The organism is Aeromonas sp. FDAARGOS 1410 (assembly GCF_019048745.1).
Taxonomy (GTDB): Bacteria; Pseudomonadota; Gammaproteobacteria; order Enterobacterales; family Aeromonadaceae; genus Aeromonas; species Aeromonas jandaei.
The window spans coordinates 1,569,290-1,586,711 of the sequence record NZ_CP077401.1; the positions used below are offsets into that span (position 1 = coordinate 1,569,290).

15 protein-coding genes are annotated in these 17,422 nt (G+C 57.0%); 11 read left to right on the top strand and 4 right to left on the bottom strand.

The window, feature by feature from the left end; all coding sequences use genetic code 11:
* Positions 1–255 precede the first annotated feature (255 nt).
* The 3 genes from I6L40_RS07620 to ptsG all read left to right on the top strand — a co-directional run bounded on the left by I6L40_RS07620 (position 256) and on the right by ptsG (position 4,427).
* Positions 256–1,506, top strand: a complete 1,251-nt coding sequence (locus I6L40_RS07620) for a maltoporin (RefSeq protein ID WP_209298008.1) — start codon at positions 256–258, stop codon at positions 1,504–1,506.
* Positions 1,507–1,658: 152 nt separating this feature from the next.
* Positions 1,659–2,576 (top strand): MalM family protein, encoded by a 918-nt coding sequence (locus tag I6L40_RS07625; RefSeq protein ID WP_338429786.1) that lies wholly within the window; start codon positions 1,659–1,661, stop codon positions 2,574–2,576.
* Between the two features lie 420 nt (positions 2,577–2,996).
* A complete protein-coding gene (ptsG, locus tag I6L40_RS07630; RefSeq protein WP_041208073.1) occupies positions 2,997–4,427 on the top strand; it encodes a PTS glucose transporter subunit IIBC in 1,431 nt (476 codons plus the stop codon).
* Positions 4,428–4,600: 173 nt separating this feature from the next.
* Here ptsG and I6L40_RS07635 read toward each other — a convergent pair whose 3' ends face one another.
* The 4 genes from I6L40_RS07635 to map form a co-directional block, all read right to left on the bottom strand.
* Entirely contained in the window at positions 4,601–4,984 is a 384-nt protein-coding gene (locus I6L40_RS07635; RefSeq protein ID WP_033116100.1) for a DUF3461 family protein, read from the bottom strand.
* A gap of 126 nt (positions 4,985–5,110) precedes the next feature.
* Entirely contained in the window at positions 5,111–5,938 is an 828-nt protein-coding gene (gene dapD / locus I6L40_RS07640; protein ID WP_033116099.1) for a 2,3,4,5-tetrahydropyridine-2,6-dicarboxylate N-succinyltransferase, read from the bottom strand.
* Positions 5,939–6,111: 173 nt separating this feature from the next.
* Positions 6,112–8,748 carry a bifunctional uridylyltransferase/uridylyl-removing protein GlnD gene (gene glnD, locus I6L40_RS07645; protein WP_041208074.1) on the bottom strand — a complete coding sequence of 879 codons (2,637 nt, stop codon included), beginning with the start codon at positions 8,746–8,748 and terminating at the stop codon, positions 6,112–6,114.
* Between the two features lie 85 nt (positions 8,749–8,833).
* A complete protein-coding gene (gene map / locus I6L40_RS07650) occupies positions 8,834–9,622 on the bottom strand; it encodes a type I methionyl aminopeptidase (protein ID WP_041208075.1) in 789 nt (262 codons plus the stop codon).
* 371 nt (positions 9,623–9,993) lie between these two features.
* On the opposite strand from map, the gene rpsB reads away from it, so the two are divergent.
* The 8 genes from rpsB (at position 9,994) to rseP (ending at position 17,402) form a co-directional block, all read left to right on the top strand.
* On the top strand, positions 9,994–10,722 hold the full coding sequence (gene rpsB / locus I6L40_RS07655) for a 30S ribosomal protein S2 (RefSeq protein ID WP_005303470.1): 729 nt from the start codon (positions 9,994–9,996) through the stop codon (positions 10,720–10,722).
* 104 nt (positions 10,723–10,826) lie between these two features.
* The gene (tsf, locus tag I6L40_RS07660; protein WP_041208076.1) at positions 10,827–11,708 is read left to right on the top strand and encodes a translation elongation factor Ts; all 882 of its coding nucleotides are present in this window, start codon (positions 10,827–10,829) and stop codon (positions 11,706–11,708) included.
* 71 nt (positions 11,709–11,779) lie between these two features.
* On the top strand, positions 11,780–12,514 hold the full coding sequence (pyrH, locus tag I6L40_RS07665) for a UMP kinase (protein WP_041208077.1): 735 nt from the start codon (positions 11,780–11,782) through the stop codon (positions 12,512–12,514).
* Between the two features lie 48 nt (positions 12,515–12,562).
* Positions 12,563–13,120 carry a ribosome recycling factor gene (gene frr / locus I6L40_RS07670; protein WP_041208078.1) on the top strand — a complete coding sequence of 186 codons (558 nt, stop codon included), beginning with the start codon at positions 12,563–12,565 and terminating at the stop codon, positions 13,118–13,120.
* 72 nt (positions 13,121–13,192) lie between these two features.
* On the top strand, positions 13,193–13,969 hold the full coding sequence (gene uppS, locus I6L40_RS07675; RefSeq protein ID WP_033116093.1) for a polyprenyl diphosphate synthase: 777 nt from the start codon (positions 13,193–13,195) through the stop codon (positions 13,967–13,969).
* Between the two features lie 57 nt (positions 13,970–14,026).
* On the top strand, positions 14,027–14,854 hold the full coding sequence (locus I6L40_RS07680) for a phosphatidate cytidylyltransferase (RefSeq protein ID WP_231499732.1): 828 nt from the start codon (positions 14,027–14,029) through the stop codon (positions 14,852–14,854).
* Complete coding sequence (gene ispC, locus I6L40_RS07685; protein ID WP_071912250.1) at positions 14,854–16,050, top strand: 1-deoxy-D-xylulose-5-phosphate reductoisomerase; 1,197 nt, start codon at positions 14,854–14,856, stop codon at positions 16,048–16,050. Before I6L40_RS07680 ends, ispC begins: the two co-directional genes overlap by 1 nt.
* Positions 16,050–17,402: a sigma E protease regulator RseP gene (rseP, locus tag I6L40_RS07690; RefSeq protein ID WP_071912248.1), complete on the top strand. Its 1,353-nt coding sequence runs from the start codon at positions 16,050–16,052 to the stop codon at positions 17,400–17,402. Before ispC ends, rseP begins: the two co-directional genes overlap by 1 nt.
* The last annotated feature ends 20 nt before the right edge of the window (positions 17,403–17,422 follow it).

Genomic DNA, 17,422 nt, shown 5'->3' on the forward strand with positions numbered 1-17,422 from the left:
ATGAGAGCGGTTTCAGGTTGATCTTGATCGCTTCATTTTTGATATAATTGGTTAATTATTGCTTTGTTTTTGGATTTTTTGCGTCATTGATGTGAGGCGATCGTTTGCCGAGCGATTTGTCGCCATTTTGTGAGTCGGTTCATATTTGTCGCGATATGTGCTCCCTATAATCGACCTCGGTTATCACCAGCAGGATTGCCCGGTGATAAATATTCAGGATCACACTCCTCACAGCGGGAAATAAGGAATATGACAATGAAAATGAAGTGGCTCCCGATTGCTGCAGCTGTTACTGCCGCCCTGGCTTCCCAAGCCGCCTTTGCCGTAGATTTCCACGGTTACTTCCGTTCCGGTGTCGGTGTTTCCGACAACGGTGAAATGCAGACCATCAGCAAGCAAAAAGTTGGTCGTCTGGGTAACGAGAACGAAACTTATGGTGAAGTTCAGTTGGGCCAAGAGGTTTACAACAAGAACAACCAGACTTTCTATGTCGACTCCATGTTTGCCATGACCTCTGGTCAGAAGCGTGACTGGGAAGGCGACGGCAAAGATGGCGATGCTACCTTCGCTCTGCGTCAGTTCAACGTTCAAGCCAAGAACATGTTTGGCGGTAACGAGACTCTGTGGGCCGGTAAGCGCTACTACCAGCGTCATGACATCCATATTTCCGATACCTACTACTGGGATGTATCCGGTGCTGGTGCCGGTGTAGAAAATATCGAAGCTGGTCCGGGCAAACTCTCTGTGGCTGTGCTTCGTAACGACCCGTGGGATGCTTACGATGGTGGTAAAGACGACTCCAAGACTCTGGATACTAACGTTTTTGACATCCGTTATGCCGGTATCCCGCTCTGGACAGACGCCTCTCTGGAACTGGGTTATGACTTTGCCAGCTCCAACCCGACTGATCAGCAGAAACTGAAATACCCGGATCTGAAAGATGGCCACATGGTGACTGCTGAGCTGACCCAATCCATGCTGGGCGGTTTTAACAAGACTGTCGCTCAGTACTTCAAGGATGGTCTGGCTGCTCAAGGTGTTAACTACCAAGGTGGTTCAGGCAGTGGTCTGCAGGCCAATGCAGAAAGCGGTGACGGTTTCCGTCTGATCAACTGGGGTGTACTGCCGGTAGGTGACAAGGTCGAGTTTGGTCACCAGATCATCTACGCACAGGCAAACGGTCTGGAAAAAGACACCAAGGATGTAGATACCTTCTCCATCGTTGCTCGTCCGATGTACAAATGGAACGACGTAATGAAGACCATCGTCGAGCTGGGTTACTTCAAGGATAACGAGAAGGTTACCAATAAAGCCGATAAGTCCACTGAAGGCAGTAAGTATACCATCGCACAAGCCTGGTCTGCTGGCTCCAGCTTCTGGGCTCGTCCGGAAATCCGTGTATTCGCCTCTTACGTGGATCAGGACGGTGCTTTCCGTGCCGACAGCAACGGTGTTAGACAGGACAATGCTTGGAACTTCGGTGTACAAGCTGAAGCTTGGTGGTAATCTCACCATCACCTGATATCAAGTCGCCCCCGCTTGTCGGGGGCTCTTTTTTTCAAGATGGCGTGTAGGGTATGCAGATGAAATATAGCAAGGTAGCGTTGACGATTTTGTGTTCCACTCTGATGACGGCGTGTGCGTCTCTTGAGGCTACAGTGGCTCCCACCCAGGAGTACAAGAGTATTCTCGATAGCCGTGCCAGCGCCCTGCAGCAACTCGGCACAGCCACAGTATGTTGCTCTAGTATCAGTGAGTTGCGGTATCAGCCGTTGGCCGCTGAGCAGAAAAAATTGATTGCCATTGATGGCAGCTCTCCGGCGTTCAACTTCCCGGAAGGCAAGAGCTATTACGCAGCGTTCAAGCTGCCGACCAATTCCGGCGATCTCAAAATTACCGTTGCAGGTCTGATCGACAAGACCCTGTTCAACCCCACCGTATTGATGCTGGACTCTCAGTTCAAACCGACTCGTACTATCGGTTCCGACATCATTACCTATAAGCCGGCCAGGCTGCTGGATGGTGATCGGGTAGAGGGGGTCTTTACCATTGACCGCTCCTATGTTGGCAACCCGAACAACGAAACCTACATGGTGATTTACACCACTCAGGCTACTTTGAGCCAAACTACCCAAGCGATGAGCCCCTCCAAGATGATGGCCAAGTCATTGAGTGTTCAGGATTATGGCGCCAAGGACCCGCTCATTCCTCACTCTGCCTGGGGTGTGGTTAGCGTTGATGTGGAAGACATGAGTTCCACCAAGCTGGGTGATAACTTCTACAAACCGGTTTACCAGGAAGCGATCAATGCCAACACTCCGATCGTTGACCCTACCCCTAACAAGCTGGTTGTTCCTGCAGCAACAGCTGCTGTTGCAACGAGTGCAGCTGTCCCTGCCAAGCCGGCTCCTGCCATGCTGAGTGAAACCGAAGCCTTCTATCAATCCCAGATCGAGAAGGCGGTGAAAGCGGGCGATATCGACAAGGCGATGCAGCTGGTCAATGAAGCTGAGCGTGCCGGTTCGACCAAAGCGAAACAGGTATTTGTCGATGCGGTGAAGCGCTCGCAAAAATAAGCTCAAGCAAATTTGAGTGATCACTATATTTATTAAGGCCTCCCTTGTTGGAGGCCTTTTTAATCGGTAGACTGTAATAATAGAGAATAAGCCTGTTACATTGGGTTACATTCCGTTTCCGTTTGCATTGCTTGGAGTAATAAAAATACAATGCGAAACTGTAATTTATATTTAGATGTAATAGAGTGATTGTGCAGAATTGCATTCAAAAAATATGTGCAATTTTCCCTCCAGAACAAGTTGTGATCTTCCCTCCAAAATCAATATTCCACTTCCATCGAAAGCAGAAATTTACGACCCGCTGGGTTATATTCTGATGGTCAAAATAAGCAAACCCCATTCGATAATATTTCGATGAAGAGTCGTTGGTTCATCCTAATAAATCGTTCAGGGACGACAATCCATTCAGGAGCGCACACAATGTTGAAAAATGCTTTCGCTAATCTGCAAAAGGTTGGTAAGGCGCTGATGCTGCCAGTATCAGTCCTGCCAGTCGCAGGTATTCTGTTGGGGGTGGGTGCTGCCCACTTCAGCTGGCTGCCGGAAATTGTTTCCCAGTTGATGGAACAGGCCGGTGGTTCCGTATTTGGCCAGATGGCCCTGCTGTTCGCAGTGGGTGTCGCCCTTGGCTTTACCAATAACGACGGTGTATCCGGCCTGTCTGCCATCGTTGGCTACGGCATCATGGTCGCCACTCTGAAGGTAATGGCACCTGTCATGGGTGTTGAAAGCATCGAGACCGGTGTGCTGGGTGGTATCCTGGCCGGTGGTATCGCTGCCTGGGCCTTCAACCGCTTCTACAAAATCCAGCTGCCCGAGTATCTGGGTTTCTTCGCCGGCAAACGTGCCGTACCCATCATCACCGGTTTCCTCTCTATCGGTCTGGGTGTCATCCTCTCCGTCATTTGGCCGCCAGTAGGTGGCGCTATCGGTGCCTTCTCTGACTGGGCTGCCAACCAGAACCCGGTACTGGCCTTCGGTATCTACGGTGTGGTTGAGCGTTCTCTGATCCCGTTCGGTCTGCACCACATCTGGAACGTACCGTTCTTCTATCAGGCTGGTACCTGCGTCAACGGTGCCGGTGAAACTGTTCACGGTATCATGACCTGCTTCCTGACCGCTGATGACGCGTCCCGCGCTGCCGGTAACGGCTTCGGTCAGCTGGCTGGTGGCTACCTGTTCAAAATGTTCGGTCTGCCTGCCGCTGCGTTTGCCATCGCTCACGCCGCCAAGCCGGAGAACCGTGCCAAGGTAGTAGGTATCATGGCCTCTGCAGCCCTGACCTCTTTCCTGACCGGTATTACCGAGCCGATCGAGTTCTCCTTCCTGTTCGTTGCTCCGGTACTGTACGCCATCCACGCTGTACTGGCTGGTCTGGCTTACGTGCTGACCAACACCCTGGGTATCGTACACGGTCACACCTTCTCCAACGGTTTCATCGACTTCGTTGTTCAGTCCCCGCGTGCCAGCCACATGATGCTGCTGGTTGGTCTGGGTCTGGTATACGCTGCCATCTACTACGTGGTATTCAGCTTCGTTATCCGTGCCATGAACCTGAAAACTCCGGGTCGTGAAGACGAGAGCACCGAGTCCACTGTTGGCCAAGGTAAAGACGAAATGTCCGCCGCTCTGGTTGCTGCCTTCGGTGGTAAAGAGAACATCGCTTCTCTGGATGCCTGCATCACCCGTCTGCGTGTTGGCGTGAAAGATGTAGCCAAGGTTGACCAAGCTGGTCTGAAGAAACTGGGTGCTGCCGGTGTGGTAGTGGCTGGTTCCGGCGTACAAGCCATCTTCGGTACCAAGTCCGACAACCTGAAAACCGACATGGATATCTGGATGAAGAGCAACTAATTCAGTTGCCTGACATCAGGTTCCGGAAGAGGGAGGCGCAAGCCTCCCTCTTCTTTTTGTGCCGTTTGGTGACTGGGAGCTGAGTCTGTCATGAAGCACTTGACCGGTATTGTTGGTACGCGGCAATAAAAAGAGCGCCACAGCGGGCGCTCTTTAAGCAAGAGGGGGAAGGGTTAGAGTTTCTCCAGATCCCGCTCAATCTCGCTGATCTTGTTCTGCACTACCTTCTCCAGATGGCGCAAGTCGCGCAGGATCTTCTGCTTGATGTCCGGGTCGGCATGAACATGCACGCCCTGGGTAAGGCTGTCGAGCTCATCGACCACGTATTTGAGGTTGGCGTTGATCTCGGTGACATCCTTGTACTCATGGGTGCCCGAGTCAACCAGCATGGTTTTGCGCTGGCGCGGGTATTTGAATTTGACACTCTTGGCGAAGAACTCGCCCTTCTGCTTCTTGAAGTAGATCTTGAGGATGTCGTGGTTGGCCTCCTGGCGCAGGGTGTAGCTGTCGACGGAGGCGGGATCCTGGATCCCCAGACTCTTGAGATTCTCGTACATCAGGCTTCCTCGGTTTGAAACGATCCTGTCCCATCTATCTTAACCGAGCTTGTGCTGCTTGCCTGTGACAGCGGCGCCAAAATCAAAAGGGCGCCATCAGGCGCCCTTTAAAGCACGGTGAACGGCTTACTCGTCGATGGAGCGCAGCAGGGCGTTGATGCCGACTTTGGCGCGGGTCTTGGCATCCACCTTCTTGACGATCACGGCAGCGTAGAGGCTGTACTTGCCGCACTTGGAGGGCAGGGAGCCGGAGACGACTACGGAGCCAGCCGGTACGCGGCCGTAGTGGATTTCGCCGGTTTCGCGGTCATAGATGCGGGTGGATTGGCCGATGAAGACGCCCATTGAGATAACGGAACCTTCCTCGACGATCACCCCTTCAACCACTTCGGAGCGGGCACCGATAAAGCAGTTGTCTTCGATGATGGTCGGGTTGGCCTGCAGTGGCTCCAGTACGCCGCCGATGCCGACGCCGCCGGAGAGGTGTACGTTCTTGCCGATCTGGGCGCAGGAGCCGACGGTGGCCCAGGTATCGACCATGGTGCCTTCGTCAACGTAGGCGCCGATGTTGACGTAAGAGGGCATCAGCACAGTGTTGGGGGCGATAAAGGAGCCTTTGCGGGCGGTCGCCGGCGGCACCACACGTACACCGGCAGCCTTGAACTGCTCTTCGGTGTAGTTGGAGAACTTGAGGGGAACCTTGTCGTAGTACTGGGCGTCGTCGCCCTTGATGATGCCGTTGTCGTTGATACGGAACGAGAGCAGTACCGCCTTCTTCAGCCACTGATGAACAACCCACTCACCGGCGATCTTCTCGGCAACCCGGGCCTTGCCGGAGTCCAGCAGTTCGATGACTTGCAGGATGGCGGATTTGGTAGCGCTGTCCACAGTGCTCGGGGTAATGGTGTCGCGGCGCTCGAAGGCCGCTTCAATGATCTGTTGCAACTCGGTCATGACAGGTTTCCTTTAAAAAATTCTGTTTGTTGTATCACACTTTTCCGACTGTTTTTAAGTGGCTGACCGGAATTCTTCCGGCCAGCGACCATTTCTTTCATATTTCCCAGCCAACCATTTGTTTGGTATGGGAAAACGGAGGTAAAAACAGCCTCTTTCGAATCAGATTGCACTCACTCCATGACAAATTGCTGCGGATTGAGCTGATGCACCAGCCGCTCTTCCAGTTGCAGTTGCTGCTCTGCCGTCAATGGCTCGCCATCGAGGCTGGTCAGACTGAAAAAGTCCTCGACCCGTTCGCCAAAGGTGGCGATCTTGGCGGCGTGCAGCGACAGGCCGCACTGCTGGAATACCGCGCCGATCCGCGCCAGCAGGCCGGGAGTATCGAGGGCGGTCAGCTCCATCAGGGTGTGGCGGCTCTCCCCCTTGTGCGGTAGAAAAACGACCCGGGTCGGCACGCTGAACTGGCGGTGGCGCCGTGACAGCGGTTTGTTGCGCAGCACCAGTTTGCCCGGCTCCTGCAGCGCCTTCTCCAGCGCTTTCTTGATGGTGGCGGTGCGGTTGGGACTAATGGGTTCGCCGTTGGGTTCCAGCACCACAAAGGTATCGAGCACGAAGTTGCTGCGCGAGTTCATGATCTGGGCGTCGTGAATGTTGAGGTTCTTCTGATCCAGCGCCGAGGCGACGGTGGCAAACAGGTTCGGCGTGTCGCGGCAGTAGATGAACACCTCGCTGCCACCGCGGGTCGGGTGTTTGCCGATCAGCACCAGCGGCGCCGGGTTGTCGCCATGCTCGATGATGTGGCGGCAGTGCCAGGCGATCTGTTCCGGGCTGTGACGCAGGAAGTAATCGGCCTTGAAGTCGCCCCAGAGCTGATTGATCGCCTCCTCCGGCACGTCACGCTGCGCCAGCAGCTGCTTGGCTTGGCGCTGGTTCTCGCGAATGCGCAGTCGCATGTCGGGCGGGTTCTCCAGCCCCTGGCGCAGCGCCTTCTGGGTCGCGAAGTAGAGCTCGCGCAGCAGAGTGCCCTTCCAGTCGTTCCACAGGGTGTCGTTGGTGGCGCAGATATCGGCCACGGTGAGGCAGTAGAGCAGGTCGAGATGCTGCTCGTCGCGCACCTTCTGGGCAAAGTCGGTGACCACGTCAGGGTCATAGATATCGCGGCGCTGGGCGGTGACCGACATCAGCAGATGGTGGCGCACCAGCCAGGCGACCAGCCGGCTCTCGTAGCGATCGAGGCCGTGCAGCTGGCAGAACTCCAGCGCATCGACGGCGCCAAGTTCCGAGTGATCGCCGCGCCGCCCCTTGGCGATATCGTGGAACAGGGCGGCGATGCTGAGCAGCTCCGGTTTGCGCAACCGGGTGAACACCTCGTGGCAGAGCGGGTGACTCTGGCGGTTGGCCGGGTTGGGAAAGCCGTGAATGTTCTTGAGCAGCCGATGGGTGTGCTCATCCACCGTGTAGGCGTGGAACATGTCGAACTGCATCTGGCCGACGATGAGGTTCCACTGCGGCAGGTAAGCCGCCAGAATGCCGTACTTGTGCATCAGGCTCATCGGCAGGCCGATACCGTTGGGGTGGCGCAGCAGCGCCATGAACAGGCGACGGCACTCCGGCAGATCCTGCAGCCAGCAGTTGAGCTTGCGCCGCGCTTCGCGCAGCTGGCGCAGGGTGGCGGAGTGGATACCGGCAATCTCGGGATGCTGGGCCATCTGGTAGAAGAGGCGCAGGATAGCGGCAGGCTCGCGGGCGAACAGCTCGGCATCTACTGCATCGATGAGGCGGCCACGGAGCTGGAACTCGTCGGAGAGGCGGCGCACATCCATGGCGCTGTTGCCAAGAATCGCCTCGTCAAACAGTTGCAGCAGCATCTCGTTGAGCTCGGCAACCCGCCGTACCGTCTGGTAGAAGCGCTTCATCATCTGCTCGATCGGCGCGTTGCCTTCCCCCTCGAAGCCCAGCATCTGGGCCACGGTGCGCTGGCGGTCGAACAGCAGGCGGTTGTCGCCCTTGTTGATGGCCATGTGCAGGGCAAAGCGTACCTTCCAGAGGAAATTCTGGCAGTCGAGCAGCTCGCGGTACTCGGCGCGGTTGAGGAAGCCGTGACTGGTCATCTCGAACAGGGTGGTGGCACCGAAGTGGCGACGGGCGACCCAGGCGAGGGTCTGGATGTCGCGCAGACCGCCCGGATTGCACTTGAGGTCCGGCTCCAGCTTGTAGGCGGTACCGAGAAACTGCTGGTGCCGCTCCGCCTGCTCTTGGCGCTTGGCGCGAAAGAAGGCTTCGCTCGGCCAGAAGTGCTGGGGGCCGGTTGCCTCTTTGAGTTGCCGGAAACCCTCCTTGCGGCCGGTGATGTAGCGCGCCTCAATGAGGTTGGTGGCGACTGTGATGTCGGCCTTGCCCTGCTCGATGCACTCCGCCACGTTGCGTACCGCCTGACCCACCTCCAGCTTGAGATCCCATAGCAGGGTGATGAACTCGCCGATGCGCAGCCCCAGCACTTCGTCCAGCTCGTCGCCGTCATAGAGGATCAGCAGGTCGATGTCGGAGTGGGGGTGCAGCTCGCCTCGGCCATAACCGCCTACCGCGATGAGGGTGAGGTCGCTCTTGTCGAAGCCAAACTTCTGCCAGAGGCGGCAGAGCAGTTGATCCATATATTCGGAGCGGGTGGCGACCAGCTCGATGATATTGTCACCGGCATCGAAGCGGGCGTGCAGCCAGCCGAGAAAGCGGCTCAGGTACTCTTTGCAGTTGTCGCGGGTGAGCTGGTCGTCGGGTAACAGGTGGGGGGAAAGCAGGCTGGCGTCCATGGCATCTCACACACAAGTGGCAGGCATATGGCTGAAACGGGCAGTAAAAACCCCGGCGCTTTTCGCTAAGGGCCGGGGTTCGATGTTAGCTGTGTTTGATGAAGCGGTCGATAGTGTCGTCGGGGCGCAGGGTCAGCACTTCGCAGCCATCTTCGGTCACCAGCAGGGTGTGTTCCCACTGGGCGGAGTCGCCGCCATCCTTGGTGGTGACGGTCCAGCCATCCTTCGGATTGACCTTGCAGTGGTACTTCTTGCTGTTGACCATCGGCTCGATGGTGAAGCACATGCCCGCCTTCAGCTCCAGCTTGCCGCCGTTGCGGTAGTGGAGGATCTGCGGCTCTTCGTGGAATTCGGCACCGATGCCGTGGCCACAGTAGTCACGCACCACGGAGAAGCCGGCCTTCTCTACGATGGGCTGGATCACTGCGCCGATCTCGGTGATGCAGGCACCCGGTCGTACCTTCTTGATGGCGGCGTAGAGGCTCTCTTGCGCAATCTTGCAGAGCTGACGACGCAGCGGAGTGGTCTCGCCCACGATGAACATGGCAGAGGTGTCGCCGTGGTAGCCATCCTTGATGACGGTGATGTCGAGGTTGATGATGTCGCCATCACGCAGCTTCTTGTGGTTCGGGATGCCGTGGCAGATCACATCGTTCACCGAGGTGCAGATGGATTTGGGGAAGCCGTGGTAGTTGAGCGGAGCCGGGATAGCCTGCTGCACGTCAACGATGTAGTTGTGGCAAAGGGTGTTCAGTTCGTCAGTGGTGACGCCTGCTTTGACATGGGGCGCAATCATGACCAGCACATCGGCGGCCAATTGGCCGGCAACGCGCATCTTTTCAATCTCTTCCGGTGTCTTGATTTTAATGGACATGGGATCTCTCTTGCGGCCTGCCACCGGGCCTGCGAGGGCAGGCTGGACAGGTAATGAAAAATAGATGCGTTTGCAATCAGGCCAAAATTTTATCCGCAACCCCTTCGTACTTCCAGTGTGATTGTCATCACAACGTCAAATGGCAGTCGCAACCTCCGTTGACGGGATCCATATTTAGCGCTCGTTTAGCCTCGCTCCGGTGGTGTCGTGGCCAAAGTTATGATATAAAGCGCGCCGGAATGGGGAACTTGCGTCCCGATTTCATCACCCTTACTTAAACAACACACACACATCGACACATATGCCGGGGTGCCTTAACGGGTCGGTTATATGGGATGTGTGGAGGCCTAACCCCAATACAGAGGTATAAAATGGCTAAAGTTTCTATGCGCGACATGCTGCAAGCCGGCGTTCACTTCGGTCACCAGACTCGTTACTGGAACCCGAAAATGAAATCCTACATCTTCGGTGCTCGCAGCAAAGTTCACATCATCAACCTGGAAAAAACCGTTCCGATGTTTGACGATGCCATGAACTTCATCAGCTCCGTAGCTGCCAAGAAAGGCAAGGTACTGTTCGTAGGTACCAAGCGTGCCGCGTCTGAAGCCGTAAAAGAAGCCGCTGAGCGTTGCGACCAGTTCTATGTTAACCACCGCTGGCTGGGCGGCATGCTGACCAACTGGAAAACCGTTCGTCAGTCCATCAAGCGCCTGAAAGATCTGGAAACCCAGAGCCAGGACGGTACCTTCGACAAGCTGACCAAGAAAGAGGCGCTGATGCGTACTCGCGAAATGGAAAAGCTGGAGAAGAGCCTGGGTGGTATCAAGAACATGGGCGGCCTGCCTGACGTTCTGTTCGTTGTCGATGCCGACCACGAGCACATCGCTATCAAAGAAGCCAACAACCTGGGTATCCCGGTAGTTTCCATCGTTGATACCAACTCCAACCCGGACGGCGTTGATTACGTCATCCCGGGTAACGACGACGCTATCCGTGCTGTTCAGCTGTACCTGAATGCTGCTGCTGACACCGTACTGGAAGCTCGCGCTCAGGACATCGTTGTTCAAGCTGAACAAGATGGCTTCGTTGAAGCTGAGTAATTGATAAGGACTGCAAAGCCCTTATTAACCAAGCTGATGTAATTGGTTAGCAGGGGCCCTTGTGGCCCCTGTTTCTTGTCAATTCAAGACCGAGGATACTGGACATGGCAAACATTTCTGCCGCCCTGGTAAAAGAACTGCGCGAGCGCACCGCCGCTGGCATGATGGATTGCAAAAAAGCACTGGAAGAAGCTGCTGGTGATATCGAGCTGGCAATTGAGAACATGCGCAAATCCGGTCAGGCCAAAGCCGCCAAGAAAGCTGGCCGTATCGCCGCTGAAGGTGTGATCTTCGCCCGTACCGAAGGCAACGTTGCCGTCATGATCGAGCTGAACTGCGAGACTGACTTCGTTTCCAAGGATGCCGGCTTCCTGGCCATGGGTCAGAAGATCGTCGAGATCGCTGCTACCCAGAAGATTGCTGATGTTGACGCGCTGAAAGCTGCTGACTTCGGCAACGGTGAGTCCGTAGAGCTGACCATCACCAACCTGATCGCCAAGATCGGTGAGAACATGAACCTGCGTCGCGTGATGCTGGTTGAAGGTGACAACCTGGGTACCTACGTTCACGGTTCCCGCATCGGTGTTATCACCAAGCTGACTGGCGGTACCGACGAGCTGGCCAAAGATCTGGCCATGCACGTAGCTGCCAACAGCCCGCAGTTCGTCAAGCCGGAAGATGTTTCCGCTGACGTCGTTGCCAAAGAGCGCGAAATCCAGATCGACATCGCCATCAACTCCGGCAAGCCGAAAGAGATCGCCGAGAAGATGGTTGAAGGCCGCATGAAGAAGTTCACCGGTGAGGTTTCCCTGACTGGTCAGCCGTTCGTGAAAGATCCTTCCATGACCGTTGCCGAGCTGCTGAAGAAAGAAGGCGCTGACGTTGTCTCCTTCACCCGTTTCGAAGTGGGCGAAGGCATCGAGAAGCAAGAGACCGATTTCGCTGCTGAAGTTGCAGCTCAGATCGCGGCCGCTCAGAAGGCTTAATCGAACCGGTTTTTCCGTTTCCCCAGACCGCGACTTATGTCGCGGTCTTTATATGACCAGGAATCAGTGACATGAGTACCAATCCCAAACCTGCATACAGACGTGTTCTTCTGAAGTTGAGTGGTGAAGCCCTGCAAGGCGCCGAGGGTTTCGGCATTGATCCGGCGGTGCTGGATCGGATGGCCCAAGAGATCAAGGAGCTGGTTGAGTTGGGTGTTCAGGTCGGTCTGGTCATCGGTGGCGGCAACCTGTTCCGTGGTGCCGGTCTTGCCAAAGCGGGCATGAACCGCGTGGTGGGCGACCACATGGGTATGCTGGCAACCGTGATGAACGGTCTGGCCATGCGTGATGCCCTGCATCGTGCTTATGTGAATGCCCGTCTGATGTCTGCCATCTCCCTGCAGGGGATCTGTGACTCCTACGTCTGGGCCGAAGCCATCAGCCAGCTGCGTGCAGGCAAAGTGGTGATCTTCTCTGCCGGTACTGGCAACCCCTTCTTTACTACCGATTCTGCGGCCTGTCTGCGCGGGATCGAAATCGAAGCCGACGTGGTGCTGAAAGCCACCAAGGTCGATGGTGTATACAACGAAGATCCGGTCAAGAATCCGGATGCCGTGCTGTACCATGAATTGAGTTATGATGAAGTTCTTGAAAAAGAGCTCAAGGTGATGGATCTTGCTGCCTTTACTCTGGCACGTGACCATGATCTGCCGATCCGCGTGTTCAACATGAACAAACCGGGTGCCCTGCGCCGGGTTATCATGGGTGAGCCGGAAGGTACCCTGATCCATCACGTCAGCAAATAAGATAGATGCGAGCCGCGCGGCGGCTCGTTCGCCAAAAGGAAAACCGCTGTGATCAACGAGATTAAAAACGACGCCAAGGAGCGCATGGGCAAGAGTGTCGAGTCACTCAAGACCCAGATGTCCAAGATCCGTACCGGCCGTGCTCACCCGAGCCTGCTCGACGGTATCCAGGTTGAGTACTACGGTGCGGCCACTCCGCTGAAGCAGCTGGCCAACGTGGTAGCCGAAGACTCTCGCACCCTCTCCATCTCCGTATTTGACCGCTCCATGATCCAGGCGGTAGAGAAAGCGATCCTGACTTCCGATCTGGGCCTGAACCCCTCCAGCAACGGCCAGAGCCTGCGTGTGCCGCTGCCGCCGCTGACCGAAGAGCGTCGCCGCGACCTGACCAAGGTTGTTCGTGGTGAAGCGGAGAACGCTCGTGTTGCCGTGCGCAACATCCGTCGCGATGCCAACGCCGATCTGAAAGCGCTGCTGAAGGACAAAGAGATCTCCGAAGACGACGACCGTCGCGCCCAGGAAGAGATCCAGAAACTGACCGACTCCTACATCAAGCTGGTCGATGAGGCCCTTGCTGCAAAGGAGAAGGAGCTAATGGAAATCTAAGCGCCTGAAAGGTATATTACGAGCGCCGTGTAGTGCCCCTGCACGGCGCTTTTGTCTTTGTGGGAGAAAACCATGTCGCTTTTGGCTGCGTTGGGTGATTGCGCCAACACCTCTTTGCCCCGTCACGTCGCCATCATCATGGATGGCAACGGCCGCTGGGCCCAGAACCGTGGCAAGATGCGGGTCTATGGGCACAAGGCTGGCGTCAAGTCGGTGCGTGAGGCGGTGACCTTTGCCGCCCGGGCCAAGATCGAAGCATTGACCCTGTTCGCCTTCTCCAGCGAGAACTGGCGTCGCCCGGAAGGGGAGGTCAGTGCCTTGATGGAGCTCTTCATTACCGTGCTGGGCCGTGAGGTGAGCAAGCTTCACAGCAACGGCATCCGGCTCAAGGTGATCGGTGATACCGCCCGCTTCAGCGAGCGGCTGCAGGCCAAGATCGCCAAGGCGGAAGCGCTGACCGCCAACAACAAGGGGTTGACCCTGAACATTGCGGCCAACTATGGCGGCCAGTGGGATATCGCCCAAGCGGCCCGCAAGCTGGCCACTGCCGTGGCGGCCGGTGAATTGTCGGCCGACCAGATTGATGAGTCCATGCTTGGCCGCGAGGTATGCATGGCCGATCTGCCCCCGGTGGATCTTCTGATCCGTACTGGTGGTGACCATCGCATCAGCAATTTTGTTTTATGGCAGCTCGCCTATGCCGAGCTCTACTTTACCCCGGTGTTGTGGCCCGATTTCAACGAGGCCGAGTTCAGTGAGGCCGTTGCCTCCTTTGTTGCCCGCGAACGCCGCTTCGGTTGTACGGGTGAACAGATCCGGGAATTGATCGCCGAGCAGCAGACCGGCTAAACCCCGCTCCCAAGAGAGAGGTTTCTTTTGCTAAAACAACGAATTATTACTGCTTTGATGTTGATCCCCCTGGTATTGGGGGCGCTTTTCTTTCTGCCATTGAAGTTTTTTGCCCTGTTGGCTGCGCTGGTCTTTTTGCTGGCCAGCCGTGAATGGAGCGGCTTTGTCTCTGCCGCCCCGCAACAATGGTTACCCATCGTATTCTGCCTGTTGCTCGGGGCCAGCCTGTTCTGGTTGCCGGTGGAGCAGCTCTGGACTCCCCATCTGCACCCGCTGGTGATGGGCGTGCTCTGGACCGCCGTCAGCTGGTGGCTGCTCGGCTTGCTGCTGGTGCTGCGCTATCCCCAAAGCGCCAAGCTGTGGAAAGAGTCGGTCTGGCTCAAGTCCCTGTTTGGTCTGGTGACTCTGGTTCCCTTCTTCTGGTCACTGGTGGCCATCCGTGGTTACAACTTCTATCACGACCCCATGATGGGGGCCTGGATCCTGCTGTTCGTCATGGGTCTGGTTTGGGCGGCAGATTCTGGCGCGTATTTTTTCGGCAAGGCGTTCGGCAAACACAAGCTGGCACCGGCCGTGAGCCCGGGTAAAACCATCGAAGGGATGTGTGGCGGCCTCTTTACTGCCAGCCTGCTGGCGGTGGGGGTGACCTGGTTCATGGGCTTTGTGCCCGCCAAGATGGGGATCGTGCTGTTCTGCTCGCTGCTGGCGGTGCTCGCCTCTGTACTCGGCGATCTGACCGAGAGCATGTTCAAACGTGAGGCCGGTATCAAGGATTCCGGCTCCCTGCTGCCGGGCCATGGTGGCATCCTCGACCGGATCGACAGCCTGACGGCCGCCCTGCCGGTGTTCCTGCTCAGCTATCTGCTACTCAGCCAGGAGTTCTGATGCACAAGTCTCTGGTTATTCTGGGGGCGTCCGGCTCCATTGGTCAGAGTACCCTGAAGGTGCTGCGCCACAACCCGGGCAGTTGGCAAGTATTGGCGTTGACCGCCGCCCGCAACGTGGATGCCATGTTGCGGGATTGTCTCGAATTCTCCCCCCGTTTTGCCGTGATGGTCGATGAGGAGGCCGCCCGTGAGCTGGCTGCTCGTCTGCAAGCGCACGGCAGTGCGACTAGGGTCATGTCTGGTGCCGCCGCCCTGTGCGACGTAGCCGCTCACCCCGATGCTCACAGCGTGATGGCGGCCATTGTCGGTGCGGCCGGACTCGCCCCCACCATGGCTGCGGTACGTGCCGGCAAGCGCATTCTGCTGGCCAACAAGGAGGCGCTGGTGATGTCCGGTGCCTTCTTCATGGAGGCCGTGCGTGAGCATGGTGCCGAGCTTCTGCCCATCGACAGCGAACATAACGCCATCTTCCAGTGCCTGCCGACCGAGGTGCAGCGCCAACCCGGTTTCTGCGATCTGGCGGCGGCGGGGATCAGCAAAATCCTGCTGACCGGTTCCGGTGGCCCGTTCCGTTATACCGAGGTTGGCGAGCTGGCTCATGTCACGCCGGCACAAGCCATCGCTCACCCCAACTGGTCGATGGGGGCCAAGATTTCAGTCGACTCCGCCACCATGATGAACAAGGGGCTGGAGTATATCGAGGCGCGCTGGTTGTTCAATGCGGCGCCCGAGCAGATCCAGGTGGTGATCCACCCGCAGTCGGTGATCCACTCCATGGTGCAGTACAAGGATGGCTCCGTGCTGGCCCAGCTCGGCAACCCCGATATGTGCACTCCTATCGCCCACGCGCTGGCCTATCCCAATCGCATCCCTTCCAGCGTGGAACCTTTGGATTTCTTCAGTGTCGGAGAGTTCAGCTTTATCCGGCCTGATTACGATCGCTATCCCTGCCTGGCGCTGGCCATCAATGCCTGCCACAAGGGGCAAGCAGCAACCACTGCGCTCAATGCGGCCAATGAAGAGGCGGTTGCCGCCTTCCTGGCCGAGCGGATTGGCTTTATGGATATTGCCCGGATCAACGAGGCGGTGATGCTGGCGCTGGAGAGCAGTGCCGTGAGCTCCCTCGACGATCTGTTTGCCCTGGATGGCGTCGCGCGTGCCCGTGCCCGCCACCTGATTGAGGAGCTTGGCTGATGGGCGGTGTGTTGTGGAATATCGGGGCCTTTGTCGTTGCCCTTGGCCTGCTGGTCGCGGTACACGAGTTTGGCCACTTCTGGGTTGCCCGCCGTTGCGGGGTAAAGGTTGAGCGTTTCTCCATCGGTTTTGGCAAGGCGATCTGGCGTCGCCTTGGCAAGGACGGCACCGAATACGTGCTGGCCCTGATCCCGCTGGGTGGCTACGTCAAGATGCTGGATGGCCGGGTGGATGAGCTCAAACCCGGCGACGAGCAGTACGCCTTTAACCACAAGTCGGTATGGGCCCGGATGGCCATCGTTGCGGCTGGCCCCATGGCCAACTTCGTCTTTGCCCTGTTTGCCCTCTGGCTGATGTTCATGATTGGCGTGCCGGCGGTAAAACCGGTGATTGGCGAGGTACGCCCTGCGTCCATCGTGGCCGAGGCGGGCATCCTGCCGGGCATGGAGATTGTCGGGGTCGGTGATGAGCAGACCGGCGACTGGGAGAGCGTCACTTATGCCCTGCTGAGCCATCTGGGCGATCAGTCGGTCACCCTCAAGGTGAAAGCCCCCCAGACCAGCTATGCCACCGACAAGAATCTGTCGCTGGAGAGCTGGAAGTTTGATCCGGACCGGGAATCCCCGATCGGCAGCTTGGGGATCGTGCCCCTTGGTGGCAAGGTATTGCCTGTGGTGTCGGCCGTGGTAGCCAAGAGTGCCAGTGAAAAGGCGGGTTTGCAGGTTGGCGATCGCATCAAGCGGGTCGGCGAGCAGGAGATCACCGAGTGGGCCCAGTTCGTCGAGCTGGTGCAGCACGCACCGGGCGCACCGTTGCAGGTAGTGGTCGAGCGCAACAACCGCGACCTTGATGTGACCCTGACCCCGGATACCAGAAAGGTGCAGGGCAAACTGGTTGGTTTTGTCGGGCTCTCGCCGCAACTGGTTCCATTACCGGATGAATACCGAATTCTGTTACAGTATGGCCCTTTGCAGGCCCTGTGGCAGGGAGCCCAGAAGACCTGGAGCCTGATCACGCTCACCTTTGACATGATCGGCAAGCTGGTTGCTGGCATAGTGTCGCTGGATAACCTGAGCGGCCCCATCTCCATTGCCAAGGGGGCGGGCAGCAGTGCCGACTATGGTCTGGTCTATTTCTTGAGTTTTCTGGCGCTGATCAGCGTCAACCTGGGGATCATCAACCTGTTCCCCCTGCCGGTGCTCGATGGTGGCCATCTGGTCTATTTCCTTATCGAAGCGGTCACTGGCAAACCGGTGTCGGAGAGAATTCAGGAAGTGGGTTTCAGGATCGGTGCCGCCATTCTGATGTTATTGATGGGCATTGCGCTGTTTAACGATTTCGCTCGCCTCTGAGGCCAGAGCATCAACAAGGA